This is a genomic window from Streptomyces sp. G5(2025) (assembly GCF_049542075.1).
Classification (GTDB): domain Bacteria; phylum Actinomycetota; class Actinomycetes; order Streptomycetales; family Streptomycetaceae; genus Streptomyces.
Genome location: NZ_JBMUZT010000006.1, coordinates 4,777,784 through 4,798,047, shown reverse-complemented (window position 1 = coordinate 4,798,047; position 20,264 = coordinate 4,777,784). Strand labels below are relative to the sequence as shown.

The 20,264-nt window shown below is 73.0% G+C and carries 16 protein-coding genes; 4 read left to right on the top strand and 12 right to left on the bottom strand.

Annotation, left to right across the window (positions count from 1 at the left end; translation table 11 throughout):
- Positions 1-24: 24 nt before the first annotated feature.
- On the top strand, positions 25-396 hold the full coding sequence (locus tag ACOBQB_RS32710) for a peptidoglycan-binding domain-containing protein (RefSeq protein ID WP_423596872.1): 372 nt from the start codon (positions 25-27) through the stop codon (positions 394-396).
- 98 nt (positions 397-494) lie between these two features.
- Here ACOBQB_RS32710 and ACOBQB_RS32705 read toward each other — a convergent pair whose 3' ends face one another.
- Together ACOBQB_RS32705 and ACOBQB_RS32700 are read right to left on the bottom strand one after the other, a co-directional pair.
- Complete coding sequence (locus ACOBQB_RS32705; RefSeq protein ID WP_423598913.1) at positions 495-1,214, bottom strand: DUF3017 domain-containing protein; 720 nt, start codon at positions 1,212-1,214, stop codon at positions 495-497.
- A 329-nt stretch (positions 1,215-1,543) separates the two neighbouring features.
- Positions 1,544-2,404 (bottom strand): bifunctional methylenetetrahydrofolate dehydrogenase/methenyltetrahydrofolate cyclohydrolase, encoded by an 861-nt coding sequence (locus ACOBQB_RS32700; RefSeq protein ID WP_219690951.1) that lies wholly within the window; start codon positions 2,402-2,404, stop codon positions 1,544-1,546.
- 253 nt (positions 2,405-2,657) lie between these two features.
- Between ACOBQB_RS32700 and ACOBQB_RS32695 the strand changes: the two genes are divergently transcribed.
- Positions 2,658-3,371: an RDD family protein gene (locus ACOBQB_RS32695; RefSeq protein ID WP_423596869.1), complete on the top strand. Its 714-nt coding sequence runs from the start codon at positions 2,658-2,660 to the stop codon at positions 3,369-3,371.
- Positions 3,372-3,518: 147 nt separating this feature from the next.
- Here the strand turns inward: ACOBQB_RS32695 and purH are convergent, their stop codons facing one another.
- The gene (gene purH, locus ACOBQB_RS32690) at positions 3,519-5,054 is read right to left on the bottom strand and encodes a bifunctional phosphoribosylaminoimidazolecarboxamide formyltransferase/IMP cyclohydrolase (RefSeq protein ID WP_423598911.1); all 1,536 of its coding nucleotides are present in this window, start codon (positions 5,052-5,054) and stop codon (positions 3,519-3,521) included.
- An 83-nt stretch (positions 5,055-5,137) separates the two neighbouring features.
- On the bottom strand, positions 5,138-5,761 hold the full coding sequence (gene purN / locus ACOBQB_RS32685; RefSeq protein ID WP_423598909.1) for a phosphoribosylglycinamide formyltransferase: 624 nt from the start codon (positions 5,759-5,761) through the stop codon (positions 5,138-5,140).
- Between the two features lie 343 nt (positions 5,762-6,104).
- Here purN and ACOBQB_RS32680 point away from each other — a divergent pair, with 343 nt between their 5' ends.
- On the top strand, positions 6,105-6,908 hold the full coding sequence (locus tag ACOBQB_RS32680) for a hypothetical protein (RefSeq protein WP_423596867.1): 804 nt from the start codon (positions 6,105-6,107) through the stop codon (positions 6,906-6,908).
- Between the two features lie 93 nt (positions 6,909-7,001).
- Here ACOBQB_RS32680 and ACOBQB_RS32675 read toward each other — a convergent pair whose 3' ends face one another.
- Positions 7,002-8,933 carry a DUF6350 family protein gene (locus ACOBQB_RS32675; protein WP_423596865.1) on the bottom strand — a complete coding sequence of 644 codons (1,932 nt, stop codon included), beginning with the start codon at positions 8,931-8,933 and terminating at the stop codon, positions 7,002-7,004.
- Between the two features lie 151 nt (positions 8,934-9,084).
- Here ACOBQB_RS32675 and ACOBQB_RS32670 point away from each other — a divergent pair, with 151 nt between their 5' ends.
- On the top strand, positions 9,085-10,383 hold the full coding sequence (locus ACOBQB_RS32670) for a helix-turn-helix domain-containing protein (protein ID WP_423596863.1): 1,299 nt from the start codon (positions 9,085-9,087) through the stop codon (positions 10,381-10,383).
- Between the two features lie 129 nt (positions 10,384-10,512).
- Here the strand turns inward: ACOBQB_RS32670 and sucD are convergent, their stop codons facing one another.
- From sucD to ACOBQB_RS32635, 7 genes are all read right to left on the bottom strand, one after another.
- Positions 10,513-11,397 (bottom strand): succinate--CoA ligase subunit alpha, encoded by an 885-nt coding sequence (gene sucD, locus ACOBQB_RS32665; protein WP_205036191.1) that lies wholly within the window; start codon positions 11,395-11,397, stop codon positions 10,513-10,515.
- 22 nt (positions 11,398-11,419) lie between these two features.
- A complete protein-coding gene (sucC, locus tag ACOBQB_RS32660; RefSeq protein WP_423596861.1) occupies positions 11,420-12,598 on the bottom strand; it encodes an ADP-forming succinate--CoA ligase subunit beta in 1,179 nt (392 codons plus the stop codon).
- A gap of 356 nt (positions 12,599-12,954) precedes the next feature.
- Entirely contained in the window at positions 12,955-14,211 is a 1,257-nt protein-coding gene (locus tag ACOBQB_RS32655) for a hypothetical protein (RefSeq protein WP_423596859.1), read from the bottom strand.
- Between the two features lie 132 nt (positions 14,212-14,343).
- The gene (locus ACOBQB_RS32650) at positions 14,344-15,237 is read right to left on the bottom strand and encodes a hypothetical protein (protein WP_423596857.1); all 894 of its coding nucleotides are present in this window, start codon (positions 15,235-15,237) and stop codon (positions 14,344-14,346) included.
- Between the two features lie 217 nt (positions 15,238-15,454).
- On the bottom strand, positions 15,455-16,660 hold the full coding sequence (locus tag ACOBQB_RS32645) for a VWA domain-containing protein (RefSeq protein ID WP_423596855.1): 1,206 nt from the start codon (positions 16,658-16,660) through the stop codon (positions 15,455-15,457).
- Complete coding sequence (locus tag ACOBQB_RS32640; protein WP_423596853.1) at positions 16,657-19,095, bottom strand: DUF5682 family protein; 2,439 nt, start codon at positions 19,093-19,095, stop codon at positions 16,657-16,659. The genes ACOBQB_RS32645 and ACOBQB_RS32640 overlap by 4 nt, the downstream gene beginning before the upstream one ends.
- Positions 19,092-20,216, bottom strand: a complete 1,125-nt coding sequence (locus ACOBQB_RS32635) for an ATP-binding protein (RefSeq protein ID WP_423596851.1) — start codon at positions 20,214-20,216, stop codon at positions 19,092-19,094. Before ACOBQB_RS32635 ends, ACOBQB_RS32640 begins: the two co-directional genes overlap by 4 nt.
- Between the last annotated feature and the right edge of the window lie 48 nt (positions 20,217-20,264).

Here is a 20,264-nt window from a genome sequence, read left to right as displayed (position 1 = left end):
GCCCGCGGACACGGGAAGGAAGTCATGATCGTTCGCAAGCGCATCGCTCTCGCCGTCGCGACCGCGGCCCTCGGCTCGGGGCTGGCCCTCGCACCGGCGGCCACCGCCGCGCCCGCCCCGCAGGAGGTCGGCGCCGCGTACTCCTGTGGGTACTACAACGGGACCGCGCTGACCAAGTCGGGGCAGACGGGCAGCGCCGCGGTGAAGCGGATCAAGGAAGTCCAGTGCCTGATCAACCGGAACACGAGCTACCCGACCATCCTCGGCGTGGACGGGAAGTTCGGCACCAAGACGTACAACGCGGTGAAGACAGTCCAGAAGAAGGCCAGGATCAGCGTCGACGGGCAGGTCGGCAAGAACACCTGGGCCAAGCTCCGCGCGGGCGTCTGGTGGTGACCCTCACCTGCGGCCGGTGAAACGACGGCGGCCCGTCCCTCGGGGGGAGGACGGGCCGCCGTCACGCCATGCGCGCCGCACGCGGGGCCGGTGTCGCCCTAGCTGTCGATCGTGAAGTGCAGGGTGTCGTCCAGGAACGGGATCTCCAGCCACGGCTCGGGCTGCGCCATCATCGCGAGCAGCACGATGGCGACGCCGAGCGCCCCGTACGTGACCATGTCCGTGAACCGGGAGCGCACCGCCAGCATGCCGACGTCCGGCACCGCCCACCGCAGCACGGCACCGGCGACGAGCGCGAGGCCGACCAGCATCGTGCCGACGCGGAACACGTCGAGCGCGGTGAGCAGCAGCCCGAGCCCCACCAGGGCACACACGCCGAGCAGCGGCCACTGGCGCGCGGGGGCGGGCGCGTCCCCGGAGGCCGCGCGACCGCCGCCCTCGGGCCGCGCGGTGTCCCGCGTGAACAACGGAAACCGCCGAGACACCTTCCGCGGCTGCCCATCGGGCCCGGGGGCACTGACGGCGCCTTTGGCTTCGACGGTTTCGGGGGTCTCCGGCGTTTCGGGGGCCCTGGTGGACCCGGTCGGCCCGGTGAACCCGGTCGCCCCGCTGGGGGTTTCCGGGGTTTCCCGGGATTCCGGGGCCTTGGTGGACCCGGCGACCCGGGTGGGCCCGGTGACCTCGGCGGCCCCGAGGGTCTCCGCTGTCTCCCGCGCTCCGGCGTTCTCGGCGGCCTCAGCCGTCCCAGCCGCCTCAGCCGTCCCAGCCGCCTCAGCCGTCCCAGCCGCCTCAGCCGCCTCAGCCGCCTCAGCCGCCACGGTAAGCCCCGGCGCCCCGGGGATCTCTCCCGCTTCCAGCGCCTCGGGCACTCCCCGGGCCTCTGATGCCTCGGGCATCCCCCGCTCCTCCGATACCTCGGGCACCTCCCGCTCCTCCGATGCCTCAGGGCTTCCCTGCGGCTCCAGGGCCTCCGGTGCCTGCGATGCCTCCGGTGCCGCAGAGACGCCCCGCGCCTCCGAGCCCGTCCGACCGCCAGGCGTCGACCGGCCCTCCGGAGTCGATGGGCCCCCAGGCGTCGACCGGCCCTCCGGAGTCGCCCGACCCCCCGGCTCGGGTTCTGCGTTCATGAGCTCGTCCCTCTTCCGGGTCAGCTCGCGGCAGCGATTCGCTCGGCGGCCTCGACGACGTTCACCAGGAGCTGGGCGCGGGTCATCGGGCCGACGCCGCCCGGGTTCGGGGAGATCCACCCGGCGACCTCGGCGACGCCCGGGTGGACGTCACCGACGATCTTGCCGCTCTCGTCGCGCGAGACGCCGACGTCCAGGACGGCCGCGCCCGGCTTCACGTCCTCGGGCTTGATGAGGTGCGGGACGCCCGCCGCGGCCACGATGATGTCGGCCCGCTTCAGGTGCGCGGCCAGGTCACGCGTACCGGTGTGGCACTGCGTGACCGTCGCGTTCTCCGACTTGCGGGTGAGGAGGAGCGGCATGGGCCGGCCGATGGTCACGCCGCGTCCCACGACCACGACCTCGGCGCCCTTGATCTCCACGTCATGCTGCCGCAGCAACCGGATGATGCCGTACGGGGTGCACGGCAGCGGCGCCGGCTCGTTCAGGACGAGGCGGCCGAGGTTCATCGGGTGCAGCCCGTCGGCGTCCTTGTCCGGGTCCATGAGCTCCAGGACGCGGTTCTCGTCGATGCCCTTGGGCAGCGGCAGCTGGACGATGTAACCGGTGCAGGCGGGGTCTTCGTTCAGCTCGCGGACGACCGCCTCGATCTCCTCCTGGGAGGCGGTGGCGGGCAGTTCGCGCTGGATGGAGGCGATGCCGACCTGCGCGCAGTCGCGGTGCTTGCCGGCGACGTACTTCTGGCTGCCCGGGTCGTCGCCGACCAGGACGGTCCCGAGTCCGGGCGTGACGCCCTTCTCCTTCAGAGCCGCCACGCGGGCGGTCAGTTCGGACTTGATCGCGGCTGCGGTGGCCTTGCCATCGAGAATCTGGGCGGTCATGACCCCATCTTCCCGGATGAGGCCCGCCCGGTACCAATCAGGGCGCTCCTCCGGCCTCACGGCGGCCCCCGGCTGATCAACGAGGTTGCACTTGCACAACACATACCGCATGCGGCTGGACAAATAAGCCGCGCCTAAAGAACGATAAGCGCACAGTGCCGCGGGCAGTGTCGGGGGGACGGACCGCATCTGTAAGACCTACCTCCGTGATGTGCCGCGTCGTCCCCGCATTGACCCACGGAGGATCTGCGCCATGAGCTTTGGCGACCCCAACAACCCGTACGGCCAGCAGCCGCCGCAGGGCCAGCCTGGTTACGGCCACCCCCAACAGACACCGCAGGGTGTCCCGCCGCAGGGTTACGGCTACCCGCAGCAGCCCGCCCAGCCCTATGGTGCCTACCCGGAGCAGGGCGCGCAGCCCTACGGCGCGTACCCGCAGCAGCCTTCCGGATACGGCTTCCCGGGCGGTGGCCCCACGGTGGCATCCATGGGCCGCCGCTTCGGCGCCCGTGTGATCGACGGTGTGGCCTTCACGGTCATCTACATCGTCCTCGGCCTCATAGGAGTGGCCGGTTCCTTCAGCGCGGCCAGCGACTGCGACCCGGGTTCCACCACCTACGACTCCTGCATGAACGACGCCACTTCCGACATGATGGGCTCCGTCGGCGCGGTGTTCGGCGTCCTCGCCGTCGTGGGCCTGCTCTACGAGTGGCTGATGACGGCCCTGGTCGGCGGCACGCTCGGCAAGCTCGCCGTCGGCATCCGCGTCATCGACGCCGAGACCGGCCAGAAGCCCGGCATCGGCGGGGCGTTCATCCGCTGGATCATCCCGATGGTGGGCGCCCTGGCCTGCGGCATCGGCCAGCTGCTCGTCTACCTGTCGCCGTTCTGGGACAAGTCGGGCCGCCAGCAGGGCTGGCACGACAAGGCCGGCAAGACCATGGTCATCCAGCGGTCCAACAACTGACCGCAACGGGCCATGCCTGACCGCGCCTGGTCGCCTCTGATCGCGCGCGAATGCCTGAACACCTGAACATGCGCATACCCCACGGGCCGTGCCCCTCCGGATGGAGGGGCACGGCCCGTGGGGTATGCGCATGTTCAGGTGGTCGGCTCAGTGGAAGAAGTGCCGCGTCCCCGTGAAGTACATCGTGACGCCCGCCTTCTTCGCCGCCTCCACCACCAGCTCGTCACGGACCGAACCGCCGGGCTGGACCACGGCCTTGACGCCCGCTGCGGTCAGGATCTCCAGGCCGTCCGGGAAGGGGAAGAACGCGTCGGACGCGGCGTACGAGCCGCGCGCCCGCTCCTCGCCCGCCCGCTCGACGGCGAGCTTCGCGGAGTCGACGCGGTTGACCTGGCCCATGCCGACGCCGACCGAGGCGCCGTCCTTGGCGAGCAGGATCGCGTTGGACTTGACCGCGCGGCACGCCTTCCAGGCGAACGCCAGCTCGGCCAGCTCGCCCGCGTTCAGGGCGTCGCCCGTGGCCAGCGTCCAGTTGGCGGGGTCGTCGCCGTCGGCCTGGAGACGGTCGGTGACCTGGAGCAGCGCGCCGCCGTCGATCTGCTTGACCTCGACCGGGTTCGCCGGTGCCCGGTGGGCGCGCAGCACGCGGATGTTCTTCTTCTTGGTGAGGGCTTCGAGCGCGCCGTCCTCGTACTCGGGCGCGACGATGACCTCGGTGAAGATGTCGGCGACCTGCTCCGCCATCTCCTTGCTCACCGGGCGGTTGACTGCGATGACGCCCCCGAACGCCGAGAGCGGGTCGCAGGCGTGCGCCTTGCGGTGCGCATCGGCGACGTTCGCGCCGATCGCGATGCCGCACGGGTTGGCGTGCTTGATGATGGCGACACAGGGCTCGTCGTGGTCGTACGCGGCACGGCGCGCGGCGTCCGTGTCCGTGTAGTTGTTGTACGACATCTCCTTGCCGTGCAGCTGCTCGGCCTCGGCGAGGCCGCCCGTGCCGTCGACGTAGAGGGCGGCGCCCTGGTGCGGGTTCTCGCCGTAACGCAGGACGTTCTTGCGCTCGTACGTCGAACCGAGGAACCCGGGGTGGCCCGAGTCGTCCGCGGCGGCGTACCCCTCGGCGAACCAGCCGGCGACCGCCACGTCGTACGCGGCCGTGTGCTGGAACGCTTCTCCCGCGAGCCGCTTGCGCGCGGCCAGGTCGAAGCCGCCGGTCTTGACCGCCGCGAGGACGTCGGCGTAGCGCTTCGGGTCGGTGACGACCGCGACGGAGGGGTGGTTCTTGGCGGCGGCGCGGACCATCGAGGGGCCGCCGATGTCGATCTGCTCCACGCACTCGTCGGGAGTGGCGCCCGAGGCGACGGTCTCCTTGAAGGGGTAGAGGTTCACGACGACGAGCTGGAAGGGCTCGACGCCCAGCTCGGCGAGCTGGTTGCGGTGGTCCTCCAGGCGCAGGTCGGCGAGGATGCCCGCGTGCACCTTGGGGTGCAGGGTCTTGACCCGGCCGTCCAGGCACTCGGGGAAGCCGGTGAGCTCCTCGACCTTGGTGACGGGCACCCCGGCGGCGGCGATCCTCGCGGCCGTCGAGCCGGTGGAGACGAGCTCGACGCCCGCCTCGTGCAGCCCGCGCGCGAGGTCTTCGAGGCCGGTCTTGTCGTAGACGCTGACGAGCGCGCGCTTGATGGGGCGCGGCGCGGCGTTCGCGTTCGTAGCTTCGGCGTTTGCGACTTCGGCGTTCGTAGCTTCGGCGTTCGTAGCTTCGGCGGTCACGGGATAAGAACCTTTCGTCCCTCAATGCGGTAGCCGTGCCGGGCCAGACGCCCCACGACATCGACGAGCAGCGTGCGCTCGACTTCCTTGATGCGCTCGTGCAGAGCGCTCTCGTCGTCCTCGTCCCGGACCTCGACCACGCCCTGGGCGATGATCGGGCCGGTGTCGACGCCGTCGTCGACGAAGTGGACGGTGCAGCCGGTGACCTTCACGCCGTACGCGAGTGCGTCGCGCGCGCCGTGGGCCCCCGGAAAACTGGGCAGCAGAGCGGGGTGTGTGTTCACGAACCGCCCGCCGAAGCGCGCGAGGAACTCCTTCCCCACGATCTTCATGAACCCGGCGGAGACCACCAGGTCCGGTCCGTGCGCGGCCGTCGCCTCGGCCAGGGCCAGGTCCCACTCGCCGCGGGTCCCGTGGTCCTTCACCCGGCAGACGAAGGTCGGGATCCCGGCGCGCTCGGCGCGCTCCAGGCCCGCGATGCCGTCGCGGTCCGCGCCGACGGCGACGACCTCGGCGCCGTAGGCCCGTGCGCCTTGGGTGCGGATGGTGTCGAGCAGGGCCTGGAGATTCGTCCCCGACCCGGAGACGAGCACGACGAGCCGCTTGGGGCGCGGGTCCACGACGCTCTCACCCACAGCGCTCTCGCCCACGGCGCTCTCGGCGGCGGCGCTCTCGGCGGCGCTTTCGGCCACAGCGGGGCCCTTTCTCGGAAGGTGCGTCTTTGTGCGGTCGTACGAAGGCTTCGAGCCCCGCGATACGGGGAACTCTACGAAGCGGCCGACCGTCAGCAACGATACCGGCACACGGAACCGCCCCTCACGGGACGTGGGCGCGCGCGGAAGGTAGCGTCTGCGGAAAAGGCGCCAATACCGACGATCGCCGGGTGGCCGAGCCGCACGCGGTGCCGCATGCGGGCTCCACGGCTCTCCACCACGGCTCTACCAAGGGGAAGACGCACACCTGATGCCGGACCGTAGCCGCCCTTCGTCTCCACCGCAGGACCCCGACTCCCAGGGGCCGGAGTCCCGGGGCTCGGGCTCCCAGGGCGCGGGCAAGGACGACGACAACCCCTTCGCGCCGCCACCGGAGGGGACGCCGGACCGCCCGTGGCAGCCGCGTCGCCCCTCCCACAGCCCTGACGGCGCCGACGGCCCTGCCGGCTCCCCGCCCGAGGGCTCCGGTGACGGCCACGGCTGGGGCAGCCAGTGGAGCGACCGCCAGCCCGGCCGTTCGCCGGGCGGCTTCGGCGAGCGCCCCGGTCAGCAGGGCGGCCCCGGCAAGGAAGGCCCCTCCGGTAACGGCGGCCTGCGCTGGGACCCGACGGACCCGGCCCAGCGCCGCGCGCGTTACGCCCTGCTCTCGGGCATGTGGGCCTTCTTCTTCGCACTGTTCGGCTGGCGGTACGTCGCACTGCTGCTCGGCGCCCTCGCGGCGATGTGGGCCGTCCAGTCGCTGCGGGCGAAGCCGCGTACGCCGGACCCGACGCGGCCCGCGGCCGCGACCGGTGCGGGCGCCCCGGGCGGCGCGGCACGCGGCGGAGCACAGGGTGGGCCGCAGTCGACGCGGCCGCAGACGACGGCCGCGATCAGTGGCCTGGTCACGGGCGCGCTGGCGCTGGTCATGGTGGCGGGGACGTTCACGGCGCAGCTGGTGTACCGCGACTACTACACGTGCGTGGACGACGCGCTCACCACGACGTCGAAGCAGTCCTGCGAGGACCTCCTGCCCGAGCAGCTGCGTCCGCTCCTGGGCGAGCAGGACGACTGACCCACCTGCCGGCTGCCCCTCCCGGCCTCCCGTCTCACGGCTCACGTCTCGGTGTCACGGCTCGGTCTCACGTCTCGGTCTCACGTCTTAGTCTCACGTCTCGCAAGGCCGCTCCTCGGCGGCCTCCTCGGCGGCCAGCACCCGCCGACGGGCCTCCAGAGCCGCCTCCTCGCGCCGGACGGCCGCGTCATAGGGAGTCTCCGGGGCCGAAGCGGGGCCGGGGGCCGAAGCGGGCCCCGGGACCGAGCCTGGCCCCGGAGCAGCGGTCGGCACTGAGGTCTGGACTGCGGCCGGGGCTGCGGCCGGGGCTGCGGCAGCAGCGGAGGGTGTCGCGTCGGCCGGGGGGCCGCCCCGCCACGGCAGCGTGACGCGAGTGAGTCCTCCGTGGGAGCGCCCGAGGCCGGGCCTTCCCCAGCGCGGCAGCCGAGGCCGCGGAAGCCGAGGCCGCGGCAGCCGCAGCCCTCGCGGAGACGGCAGCGTGAACCCCGGCCGCACGAGCCCCGGCAACGTGAACCGCGACAACGTGAACCGCGGCATCCACGCCCGGTGTCCGGCGCCGGAGCCCTCCGCGCCCTCGGCCGACACCGCCTCGCGCACACCCCCCGCCCCGCTTGTCGCTCTCCCGCTCCCGCTCCCGCTCCCGGCCACCTTCCCCGCCCCGTGCGCCACAGCCTCGCCCCCGCTCCCCGCCCCCACCGCATGCCCGGCGGCGCCCGAACGCCGCCGGAGGCGCCACGCGCGGAGGAGCAGTGCCGTCGGCAGCCCGATCAGCAGGGTCCAACCGAGCGCCGCCGCTCCCGTCCGCCACCACACCGGGCCGAACTCCGCGAGCACCGCCACGCCCAACGGCCCGCCCGCCAGAGCCGCGAGCACCGCCGTGGCCGCCCCGCACAGCACCGCCGCGCCCGTCGCCCCCAAGGCCGTGCGCCCCAGTGACCAGGCCTCGTCCCGCTCGCCGAAGGCAGGCGCCGCCGACTGGACCGTGCACCACGCCACCACGAGCCCCGCCACCACCGGCACCACCCCTACCCCCCACCCGAGCGGCGTCCCCGGCCCCGCCTCAGGCACCGCCTCCAGGAGCGGAAACCGCGGCAGCTCCGGACCCGCGTCCACGGCGGCGGGCGTCGCGAAGCTCCCCGCGCCGAGCGCGAAGCCGGGGCCGAGGCCGTACGCCGCCGCCCACACCGCCGCGTTCGGCACCAGCGCGAGGGCCAGCATCAGTACCGCGAACTGCCCCGACCTCACCTCCGTGATCTTCGCGAACGACTCCGTCACCGGTCCCGCGTGCAGCACGAGCGCCACCGCGACCAGCAGCGCGCCACCGCCGACGAGCGCCACCGCCCCCGCCGCCCCGGCCCGCGCCACGGCCAGCGTTCTGCCGCGTACGAAGAACCCGCGCAGGAGATGGGCCCGCAGCGCGCCGGGAAGCACGCCGAGCGCGGGCCGCAGGGGCGCCGGGAGCGGGCCGCGCGGGCAGCCGTGCGCCGCCCACACGCCGCACGCCGCCGCGCCCGCCGCGAGCACCGGCAGGTGCAGCACCGCGTCGAGAAGGTCGGGCCGCAGCTCGCCGCCCGCCGCGTACAGCATCGCGGCGACGCCGACCAGCAGATAGCCGCTGACCACCCCGTAGAACGCCGTGCCCGCCGGGTGCCCCCAATCCTCGGGATCCGTCGCGTCCCGCGCCGCCCGGTACACAAGCCAGCCCGGCAGGGCGGCGAGGAGCAGCGGTGTCACACCGACCGGCGCGGACGCCCCCGACAGCGTGTCCGCCCTGACCAGCTCCGTGCCGTGGGCGAGCAGCCACAGGCTCGCCGCGATGTGCAGCGCCCCGTCGGGGCCGCTGTCCGGGTACGGCGAGCTGATCCACAGGGCGATCACCAGCACGGCGAGCGAGCCGAGACCGAGGCCCGCCGCGACGGCCCCGCCCGCCAGACAGGTGGCCAGGCCGGAGGAACGGTCCCGGGACCGTTCGCTCAGCAGTTTCACGAGGGGCGGCGGGTCGCTGTGATCGGTCGTCTGAGTCACCCGGCCATGCTCCCAACGACACGCGCTTTCTCCTCGTAACAGGCGAATACCGGATGTGTCGCCCAATATATATTTATGTACTTTTTCGTTCGGCGGCTCGGCTGCGCCCGGCAGTCCGCCGCACGTCGGCCCACGGTGCGGAGAGTCCGACATGCCCCAGAGCCCTGCCACGTCTCTGCCGTCCCCCAAGGAACGCCGCAGGCTGCGCGAGGCGAAGTCGCTGAGCCAGGCCGCCCTCGCCGCGAAGCTGGGCGTCTCGCGCGAAACGGTCCGCTCCTGGGAAAGGGGCCGCACGAACCCCCGGGGCCGCATCCATGAGGCGTACGCGAGATTCCTGAACGCGGCCGCCGAGGAACAGAGCGAAAAGGTCTCCCCCTCCAAGGCCTCACCTCCTAAGACCTCACCCTCCGATACCGCACCCCCCAAGACCGCACCGTCCAAGACGGCACTGCCCTCGTCGCCCAAGGCCACACCCGCCTCTCCCGCCCGGCGCACGCCACGGACGCAGCCGGCCGAGAGCGCCAGGTCCACGACGCGGCCCGAGCCCCCGGCGAAGCGCGCGGCCAAGCCCCATACGCCGACCGCGGTGGCCGCCGCCCCGGCCGCGGTGACCGGCCACCCCCACCGCCTGCCCGCCCCCGCGCGCCGGGCGGACCACACCCCGGCCCACGCCTTCGACGCCCTCTGCCAGGACACCGCCCCCGCCCTGGTCCGCCAGACCTATCTGCTCACCGGGCGCCGCACCCTCGCCCAGGAAGCCGTCGAACGCGCCTTCCAGCAGGCCTGGCAGCGCTGGCCCGAGGTGGCCGTGGACCGCGACCCCGCCGGCTGGGTCCGCGCCGCCGCGCACGAGTACGCGATCTCGTCCTGGCACCGCTTCCGGCCGGGCCTGCACTTCCCGGACGCCCCGCCCGCCGAACTGGCCGACCGTGTCCTCTTCGGCGTACTCCTGAGCCTGTCGCCCGCCCAGCGCCGCGCCCTGCTGCTCTACGACGGCATCGGCCTCGACCTGCCCGACACGGCGGCCGAGACCGAGGCGAGCACGCCCGCCACCGCCAACCGTCTGCTGTACGCGCGCGAGGCGATCGCCGAGCGGCTGCCCGACCTGGCCGATCCCGCGACCCTGCACCGGCGCCTCGGCGAACTGGGTGCCGCGGAGAAGCTGGGGGTACCGAACCCGGAACGCGTGCGGGTCACCGGTGAGCGCCGCGCCCGCCTCTGGACCCGCGCGGCCATCGCGCTCACGACCTTGATCGTCGGGGCGACGGCCCTGACCCTGCGCACGGCCCCGACCCACTACGAGCCGCCGCAGTCACCGGGCAGGGCCGTCAGCGGCGTACCGGCCCGGATGGGCCCGGGCCCCCTCACGTACGAGGACACGGAACTGCGCGAAAAGCTTCGCGCGGAACTGACGACGGGACCGCACCGTCTGACCCCGCGGCCGCAGTAGCGCCCCTGCAACGGCCTCTGAAGGGGCGCGGGGAACTGCGCGACCGGCCCCCACCGACCCGCACGTGAAAAACAAGAAGCGGGCCCGCACCTCGACAGAGATGCGGGCCCGCGACACAGCGGCCGGGGGTCAGCCCGCCAGGATGGCTCGCGCCAGCTTCGCCGTCTCGGTCGGCGTCTTGCCGACCTTGACGCCCGCGGCCTCAAGGGCCTCCTTCTTGGCCTGCGCGGTGCCGGAGGAGCCGGAGACAATGGCGCCGGCGTGGCCCATGGTCTTGCCCTCGGGCGCCGTGAAGCCCGCGACGTAGCCGACGACCGGCTTGGTCACGTGGGCCTTGATGTAGTCCGCCGCACGCTCCTCGGCGTCGCCGCCGATCTCGCCGATCATGACGATCAGGTCGGTGTCGGGGTCGGCCTCGAACGCCTCCAGGGCGTCGATGTGCGTCGTACCGATGACCGGGTCGCCACCGATGCCGACGGCCGACGAGAAGCCGATGTCACGGAGCTCGTACATCATCTGGTACGTCAGCGTGCCGGACTTCGAGACCAGGCCGATGCGGCCCGGCTTCGTGATGTCGCCCGGGATGATGCCGGCGTTCGACTGGCCCGGGGTGATGAGACCGGGGCAGTTCGGGCCGATGATGCGGGTCTTGTTGCCCTTCGACTTCGCGTACGCCCAGAAGGCGGCGGAGTCGTGGACGGCGATGCCTTCGGTGATGACGACGGCGAGGGGGATCTCGGCGTCGATCGCCTCGACGACGGCGGCCTTGGAGAAGGCCGGCGGCACGAAGAGGACGGAGACGTTGGCGCCCGTCTTCTCCATGGCCTCCTTGACCGTGCCGAAGACCGGTACCTCGGTGCCGTCGAAGTCGACGGACGTGCCGGCCTTGCGCGGGTTCACGCCGCCGACGATGTTGGTGCCGTCACCCAGCATGAGCTTGGTGTGCTTCATGCCCGTGGCACCGGTCATGCCCTGGACGATGACCTTGCTGTCCTTGTTGAGGAAGATAGCCATGGTGGTGTCTTAACCTCTTCCCTTACTTCGCAGCCGCGAGCTCGGCGGCCTTGTCGGCCGCGCCGTCCATGGTGTCCACGCGCTGCACCAGCGGGTGGTTGGCGTCGCTCAGGATCTTGCGACCCAGCTCCGCGTTGTTGCCGTCGAGGCGCACGACCAGCGGCTTCTCGACCTTCTCGCCCTTGGAGGCGAGCAGCTCCAGGGCCTGCACGATGCCGTTGGCGACCTCGTCGCACGCGGTGATGCCACCGAAGACGTTGACGAAGACGGACTTGACGTCCGAGTCGCCGAGGATGATCTCCAGGCCGTTCGCCATGACCTCGGCGGAGGCGCCGCCACCGATGTCGAGGAAGTTGGCGGGCTTCACGCCGCCGTGCGCCTCACCGGCGTACGCGACGACGTCGAGGGTGCTCATGACGAGACCCGCGCCGTTGCCGATGATGCCGACCTCGCCGTCGAGCTTCACGTAGTTGAGGCCCTTGGCCTTGGCAGCAGCCTCGAGCGGGTTGGCTGCGTCCTTGTCCTCAAGAGCCTCGTGCTCGGGCTGGCGGAAGTCGGCGTTGGCGTCCAGGGACACCTTGCCGTCCAGGGCCAGGATGCGGCCGTCCTTGGTCTTCACCAGCGGGTTGACCTCGACGAGGAGCGCGTCCTCGGCGACGAAGGTCTCCCACAGGGTCACCATCGCCTCGGCGACGCCCTCGGCCACCTCGGCCGGGAACTTCGCCTGGGCCACGATCTCGCGGGCCTTCTCGATGGTCACGCCCTCGACGGCGTTGACCGGGACCTTCGCGAGGGCCTCGGGGGTCTTCTCCGCGACCTCCTCGATGTCCATGCCGCCCTGCACCGAGGCCATGGCCAGGAAGGTGCGGTTGGTGCGGTCGAGGAGGTACGAGACGTAGTACTCCGCCTCGATCTCCGGAGACAGCTCGGCGATCATCACCTTGTGGACCGTGTGGCCCTTGATGTCCATGCCGAGGATGTCCGTCGCGCGAGCGACGGCCTCGTCCGGGTTCGCCGCCAGCTTCACGCCGCCGGCCTTGCCGCGGCCACCGACCTTCACCTGCGCCTTGACGACCGACTTGCCGCCAAGCCGCTCGGTGGCCTCGCGCGCCGCCTCAGGCGTGTCGATGACTTCACCGGCCAGCACCGGTACACCGTGCTTGGCGAAGAGGTCCCTCGCCTGGTACTCGAACAGGTCCACGCGCGTCCGTCCCTAATCCGTGATCTCGCTGCGATCTCGCTGCTTTGGTGTCAGCTGTCTGCGTGGGCGTGCCGCGAAGGGCAACGTGACTGCGCTGTCACAAGGGAGGCGTAGGACGGAGTCCGATACGCGGCATGTCCGTCTCGCAGGTTATCGCCGTGGGCCGTGGGTCCCTAAATCGCAGGTCACATTTGGGCGGTGATGACGGTCACAGAGCCGCCCCCCTTGGGCGCGCCGGCCGCGACGGTCGCCACAGTGGCGACGGTCGCCACGGCAAACGTGCGGCCCCTGCCGCGTCAGGAGCCGCGTCAGGAGCCGCGTCAGGGGCCGCACGTTTGCTTCAGTTGCTCCCGCGATCAGGCGGTGTACGGGGCGTGGGGGGCCTGCGGAGTGTTCGGTGTGCGCGGGGCGTGCGGGGTGTACGACGCGATCGAGTCGTACGTCGGCAGATAGTCCGGCGTGACGTCGGCGCCCACGCCCTGGACGCCGGTGAGGGCATTGTCCGCGAGCGCCCGGGCGTCGGGGGCGACGGTGCCGGTCAGGTCCTGCGCGAAGGGCTGGACCTGCGAGGCGACGCCGCCGGCGAAGGGCCGCACGTCGCCCGTGACGCCCTGCGCCAGGTCGTCCGCGCTGCCGCCGACGCCCCGCACGACGGGGTTCACCTGGTCCACGACGGTCCGCACGAGCGGCGTGACCGAGCCGACGACGCCGCCCGCGAACGGCCGCACGTCCTCGTCCACGACCGCCTGCGCGAACGGCGGCACCTGCCCGACGACCCCGCCCGCGAACGGCTGCACATCCCGCACATCCCCGACCACACCCTGCGCCAGGTACGACACGTCCCCGACGGCCTGACCGGCGACGGGCAGGAGCCCCTCGACGGCGGTCGCGGCGATGGGCGGCAGCACGGCGGCCGCGATCTCGTCGACGATCGGCGAGGCGGCGGTCGCGGCGGCGGCTGCGGCGCCCTGGGCGTGGGCGACGGTGTCCGCGGCGTAGGCCGGGACGTGAGCGGCGGTGCCCTGCGCGTAGGCGACGGTGTCGTGGCCGTAGACGACCGTGGTGTCGCCGTAGGCGAGGGCGCCGTGGGCGTGAGCGTGGGCGTGGGCGTGGGCGTGAGCCTGAGTGACGGCCTCGGCGGAAGCCTGGGTGAGGTCCGGGGCGAAGGCGGCGAGGGGACCGAACAGGTAGTCGACCTCGGCCGCCACGTCGGCCTGCGGGAGCTCGGCCTGGTCCTGGAGGTGGTTCGGCAGCTGGACCTGGGCCGCGACCTTCTTGGCCTGCGGCGCGGTCTTCTGGGCCTGCGGCGCGGTCTTCTGGGCCTGGGTCACGGTCTTCTGGGGCTGGGTCACGGTCTTCTGGGCCTGAGCCAGGGTCTTCTGGGCCGGGGCCGCGGTGGAGCCGCCGGTGGCCTTGGAGACCTCGCCCTGGACGCCGGGCACCTTGGCCTCGGAGACCTTGTCCGTGACGTCGGAGACCGCGTCGGACGCCTGGTCCGGGAGCGCGACGGAGTGCTGGGGCAGCTCGTCGGCGCTGGCGACGGCGGAACCGAGCGCCCAGGCACCGGTGACACCGGCGGCTATGACGATGGAACGGCGGATGTTCTTGTTCATGCTTGCGTGATCCTTCGAATTCTTGCTCTGGCTGTGGATCCGGTCGGCGGGATTCCTTCGCAGGAGTCCAGCGACCGGCGGGCAGACCTGTCCCGCCCCCGCGCGGCAGGTCATCGCGGGGAAAGGGCTGCCCTAGCCAGGGAATTCGGGGACGTCGCGGTGCCGGTCGCGGAGCGGCGCGGAGTCCGCGGGGCACCCGGGCCCCGCGAGAAGCCGGACCGGCGCGCGGCTGTCGAGCGCGGCGGCGTGCGGATCGCCGTGGCGCGACGCGTTGCCGTCCACGGCCGTGGCGTTGCCGAGGCTGCCTCCGGGAGCGGCGGGCGCGGGCAAGGGCGCCTGGCCCGCGCCGTTCTCGGCCACGGCCTTGCCGGCGCCGCTGTGTGCGCCGACGCGGTGGCCCGGGAGCCCGCCCCCGGCGGCATGCGGCGACTCCGCCCGCGGCCCGGCCGACCGCTCGGCCAGGTGCTCGCGCCCGGAAACGGAACCGTCCTCGCCCCGTGCCCCGCCCTCGGCAGCGGTGCCGGGCACGGGCGTGGGCGTAGGCATAGGCGTGGGCATGGCTCCGGGGGCGGGTGCGGGGTCGGCGTCGCGGCCGGGCCCCTCCCCGTCGCCGGAGCCCGGCAGCCCCGGCTCCGGGATCCACCGCGCCGGAGGCGGCGTACGGCGCAGGGCGTCAGTGACGTCATCCACGGCGACGTCCACGGCGTCGTCCACGGCCTTGTCGACCGGGAGTTCGGCTCGCGGCACCTCGGGCTTCCCGACCGGCACGGCGCCTGCGCCCGGTCCCACCACCGGTTCGGCGATGTGCCGCGGGGCGGCGGCCTGGGGCACCGGGGTGGCGACGGGGTCGGCTGCGGCTCCAGGCCGGGATTCGGCCCGCTGAGCGACCGGGACGGGCTCGGCGGCCCGTGCCGACTGGACCCGCTCCAAGGGACGCGACGGAACGCCCTCCGCCGCCTGCGCGCGCTCCCCGAAGAGGAACCCGAGGACGAGCAGGACGAGCAACCCACCCAGCACCAGTGCCACACGCAGCCCACGTCGTCGTCCGGTCACCGTGCGCGCGAAGCGCACGGCGGCTCCGGACGGAGCGGCTGCGGAAGCGGGAGTCAAGGCGGGGAAAGTCCTCTGCTGAGGGGAGGGTCCGGCTCACGGCGCGGCGGAACGCATCGCTCCGCGGGTGAGGCGCGTCGATCCTCGCACGCGCCGCCCACCGTCGCGCAAGCCCCCTGCCACCGATGGGCAGTCATGTCCGGTTCCCTGCCCCGCTGTCCGGTATGGGAAGCGGGCGCCTCTCGATCGCCGCGGCCATCACCTCCGGGAAGAGGTCCGGCGTACACGCGAAGGCCGGCGCGTCCAGCGCGGCGAGCGCCGCCGCGTGCTCGCGGTCGTACGCGGGTGTCCCTTCGTCGGAGAGCGCGAGCAGCGTCACGAACTGCACACCGGAGGCCTTCATCGCCGTGACGCGCTTCAGCATCCCGTCGCGTATGCCTCCTTCGTAGAGGTCGCTGATGAGGACGACGACCGTGTCGGCGGGCCGGGTGATCTGCGACTGGCAGTACGCCAGGGCGCGGTTGATGTCCGTCCCGCCGCCCAGCTGTGTGCCGAACAGGACGTCCACCGGGTCGTCGAGCTGCTCGGTGAGGTCGACGACGCTGGTGTCGAAGACGACCAGCCGTGTCTTCAGCGAGCGCATGGAGCCGAGGACCGCGCCGAACACCGAGGCGTAGACGACGGAGGCCGCCATCGAGCCCGACTGGTCGATGCAGAGGATGACTTCCTTCTTCACGGACTGCGACGCCCGCCCGTACCCGATGAGCCGTTCGGGAACGACCGTCCGGTACTCCGGCAGGTAGTTCCTGAGGTTGGCCGCGATGGTGCGGTTCCAGTCGATGTCGTGATGGCGGGGCCTGCTGACCCGCGCGCTGCGGTCGAGCGCGCCGGTGAGCGTGGAACGGGTCCGCGTCGCGAGCCGCTTCTCCAGGTCCTCGACGACCTTGCGTACGACGGCCCGCGCGGTCTCCTTGGTCGTCTCCGGCATGGCTTTGCCGAGGGACAGCAGCGTGCCGACGAGGTGCACGTCCGCCTCGACGGCCTCCAGCATCTCGGGCTCCAGGAGCAGCGTGGAGAGCCCGAGCCGGTCGATGGCGTCGCGCTGCATGACCTGGACGACGGACGCGGGGAAGTACGTACGGATGTCGCCGAGCCAGCGCGCGACGGACGGCGCGGACCCGCCGAGCCCAGCCGAACGGTCCCGCCCCCGGCCCTCCTTCTCACCCCCCGCTCCGTACAGCGCGGCGAGCGCGCCGTCCATCGCCGCGTCCTGCCCGTCGAGCGCGCACCCCGTCCCGTCGGCGCTCTTCCCACCGAGCACGAGACGCCACCGCCGCAGCCGCTCATCCGTCATGGGCCGCTCGTCCGTCACAGCCCGCTCAACCTTCCTGCCGGTCATCCCGCCACCCCCACCAGGCCGCCGTTTCCCGCGTCCGTATCCGCGTCCGCTTCCGCCATGCCGAGCAGCAGCCGCACGGTCGGCACGACGGCGTTCGCGCGCGCGGCGTCGATCTCGTCGGCGAAGCCGGGCACGCCGCCCCCGCCGAGCGCGGGCCCGGCCCCCGGCGTCCCACGCCGCACCAGTTCCCCCAACGTCCGACGCACCCCCGGCTCGTACGCCGAGAACGTGCGCCGCAGCAACGGCAGTACGTCGATGAAGGCCTCGTCCGACACACCGCTCAGCCAGTCGTCGATCAGGCCGAGCAGCCGCGCGTCGTGCACGAGGAGCATCCCGCCCCCGGATCCGCCTCCGGACCCGCCCCCGACGAAGCCCTCGATCCAGGCGGCGCCTTCGGCCGGTTCGCTCCCCCGGGACAAGGCGAGCCCCATGAGTCGGGCGACCTCTTCGTCCGCCAATTCCCCGCCGTCCAGCAGCAACCGCACGCACCGCCCCCGCACGACCCCGGCGACCGCCTCCCGCCGCGCGAGCACGCGCAGGACGGAGAACCACCGCGCCCGTATCCCGCGCGCGCCGTCCCCGCCGGGGGCGGCCGGGGACTCCTCCGCAGGGCCCGCGCGGAACTCCCCGAGCAGCCCCACCGCCCGGTGGACGGCGTCCACATGCCCCCGCATCTCCAGCGCCGCGTCCGCATCGAGCCCTACGCAGGCACCCGGCAGCCCCACGAAGACCCGCTCCGCGAGCCCGAGAGCGACCTCGCCGAGAGCTCCGGTGTCCGTCCCCCGCACGTCCCCGTAGCGGAGCGAACGCACGAGGGCGGGCAGGGCCTGCGCGAGATGCCCGACGTCCGCGTCCAGCGCCGCCCGGTCGGCGAGGACCCGCATCACCACGGGCAGCGCGTCCGGCAGCTCCGCCAGCAGACACCGCTCGGCGAGCGCGGTGACATCGGCGAGACCCGCCGCCCCGGCCGCGTCGGCCGACGCCTTGCCCGTGGCCGCTCCGATGACGGTGGTGCCCCACACCCCGGCCTCCGCGACCCGTACGGACAGCTCCGGCTCCCACCGCAGCCGCCAGGTCTCCCGGAACGTCCCCGTGCTCCCCCGGGAGCGCGCCGGCCGGCCCCAGTCGACACCGAGGAGCCGCAGGCGGTGCAGGAGGGTGCTGCGCGCCGCGTCCGTCTCCTTGCGGAGGTCCAGCTCGACCTCCCGCTCCAGCGCCTCAGGTTTGAGCCGCAGCTTGCGCTGCGCGCGCGTGAGGTCGCGCTGGAGCGGCACGGCGGGCGCCGACTCGGGGACCTCTCCCAGCACGTCCCCGACGACGAGCTTGTCGTGGACGAGGGCGAGCGGTACGTCCGAGCCTTCGCACATCACCGCCCGCACGGCGTCGGTCGTCTCGCTGAGTCCGGCCAGCGGCCGCCCCCGCATCGCGGCCAGCGTGTCGGCGAGCCGGACCGCCTCGATGACGTGCGCGGACGAGACGAGCCGGTCCTCGTCGCGCAGCAGCCCCGCGACCTTCGTCATCCACCGCTCGACGGGCCGGTCGACGGCGGCGAACAGGTGGCCGTACCAGCCGGGGGAGGCGATCCCCGCGCCGTACCCACTGGCGCGGGAGAGCCGGCGGTGGGTCCAGGGGACCCACGTCATCTCGGCCTTCACCTTGGGGAGCCCCTTCAGCAGCGCCCGGTCGGCGGCCACGGTGACGTCGCGCCGCAACGCGGGCACGTGCCACGCGCCGCACACCACCGCCACGCGGTCAGGGCCGAACTCCTTCTGGACGGCCCGCAGCTGGAGCCGCATGTGGGCCTCGCGGACCAGGTCGCGGCTGTGCCCACCGTCTCCGTAGACCTCGCGCAGCGCCTCCATCGCGTCGCTCACCGCCTCGAACGGCGCGAACGCGTCGCCGCCCGCCCCCCGGTGCTCGACGACGTCCTCCCACCAGCGCTCGGGGTCGTCGTACCCGGCGGTCTCGGCGAGCACGGCGATGGGGTCGATCCGTACGGCGTCCTCCCTTGCGCCCCCTTCGTTGAGCTCGTCGTGCTCGTCAGGCTTGTCGGGCTCGTCGGGCGCCCCCTTCGCCCGCGCCAGCGAATGCGCCGCCGGGAGGTCGATGAAGCGGACCGGCACCTCCCGCTCCACGGCCCACCGGATGGCGACCCACTCCGGGGAGAACTCGGCGAGCGGCCAGAACGCCGAGCGGCCCGGCTCGTCCGCCACGTGCGCGAGCAGCGCGACTGGCGGCCGCATCCCCTCATCGGCGGCCAGCGGCACCAAGGGGTCGGCCTCCGGCGGCCCCTCGACGAGGACGACGTCGGGCCGTGCCTCGTCGAGCGCGGCCTGCACCGCGCGGGCCGACCCCGGCCCGTGGTGCCGCACCCCGAGCAGCAGCGTCCCGCCCGCCCCCGTCGCACCCCGCGTCTTCACTCCAACCCCCGTCATGCGCTCACCTCACGGCACGCGCGGTAGAAGTCCTTCCAGCCGTCCCGCTCCCGCACGACCGTCTCCAGGTACTCCTGCCAGATCACGCGGTCCGCCGCCGGGTCGCGCACCACGGCACCGAGGATGCCGGCCGCGACGTCACCGGGGCGCAGGACGCCGTCCCCGAAGTGGGCCGCCAGGGCGAGGCCGTTGGTGACGACGGAGATCGCCTCGGCCGTCGACAAGGTGCCGCTGGGCGACTTCACCTTCGTACGGCCGTCGACCGTGACGCCGGCACGCAACTCGCGGAAGACGGTGACGACACGGCGTATCTCGTCGATGCCCTCGGGGCCCGCGGGCAGGTCGAGCGAGCGGCCGATCTGGTCGACACGGCGCGAGACGATGTCGACCTCGGCGTCGGCGCTCTCCGGCAGGGGCAGGACGACGGTGTTGAACCGGCGGCGCAGGGCACTCGACAGGTCGTTGACCCCGCGGTCGCGGTCGTTGGCGGTGGCGATGAGGTTGAAGCCCCCTACGGCTTGCACCTCTTGGCCCAGCTCAGGGATGGGCAGGGTCTTCTCCGACAGGATCGTGATGAGCGTGTCCTGTACGTCGGCGGGGATGCGGGTCAGCTCCTCGACGCGTGCCGTCATCCCCTCGGCCATCGCCCGCATGACGGGGCTGGGCACGAGCGCGTCGCGGCTCGGGCCGTGCGCGAGGAGCTGGGCGTAGTTCCACCCGTACCGGATGGCCTCTTCCGGGGTGCCCGCCGTGCCCTGCACGAGCAGCGTCGAGTCGCCGCTGACCGCGGCCGCGAGATGCTCGGACACCCAGGTCTTGGCGGTGCCGGGCACGCCGAGCAGCAGCAGGGCGCGGTCGGTGGCGAGTGTGGTCACGGCGACCTCGACGATGCGGCGCGGCCCCACGTACTTCGGTGTGATCACGGTGCCGTCGGGCAGCGTGCCGCCGAGCAGGTATGTCGCCACGGCCCACGGGGAGAGCTGCCACCGCCGCGGCCTCGGCCGCTCGTCCTGCGCGGCGAGCGCGGCCAGCTCGGCGGCGAAGGCGTGCTCCGCGTGCGGCCTCAGAACCGTGTCCTGATTCGCGGGCGCGCACGTCGTCGAGTCGACGGAAACGGTCATGGAGCGATCCCCCTCCAGCTCGTCCGGACACGTCTGGCCCGGATGTGT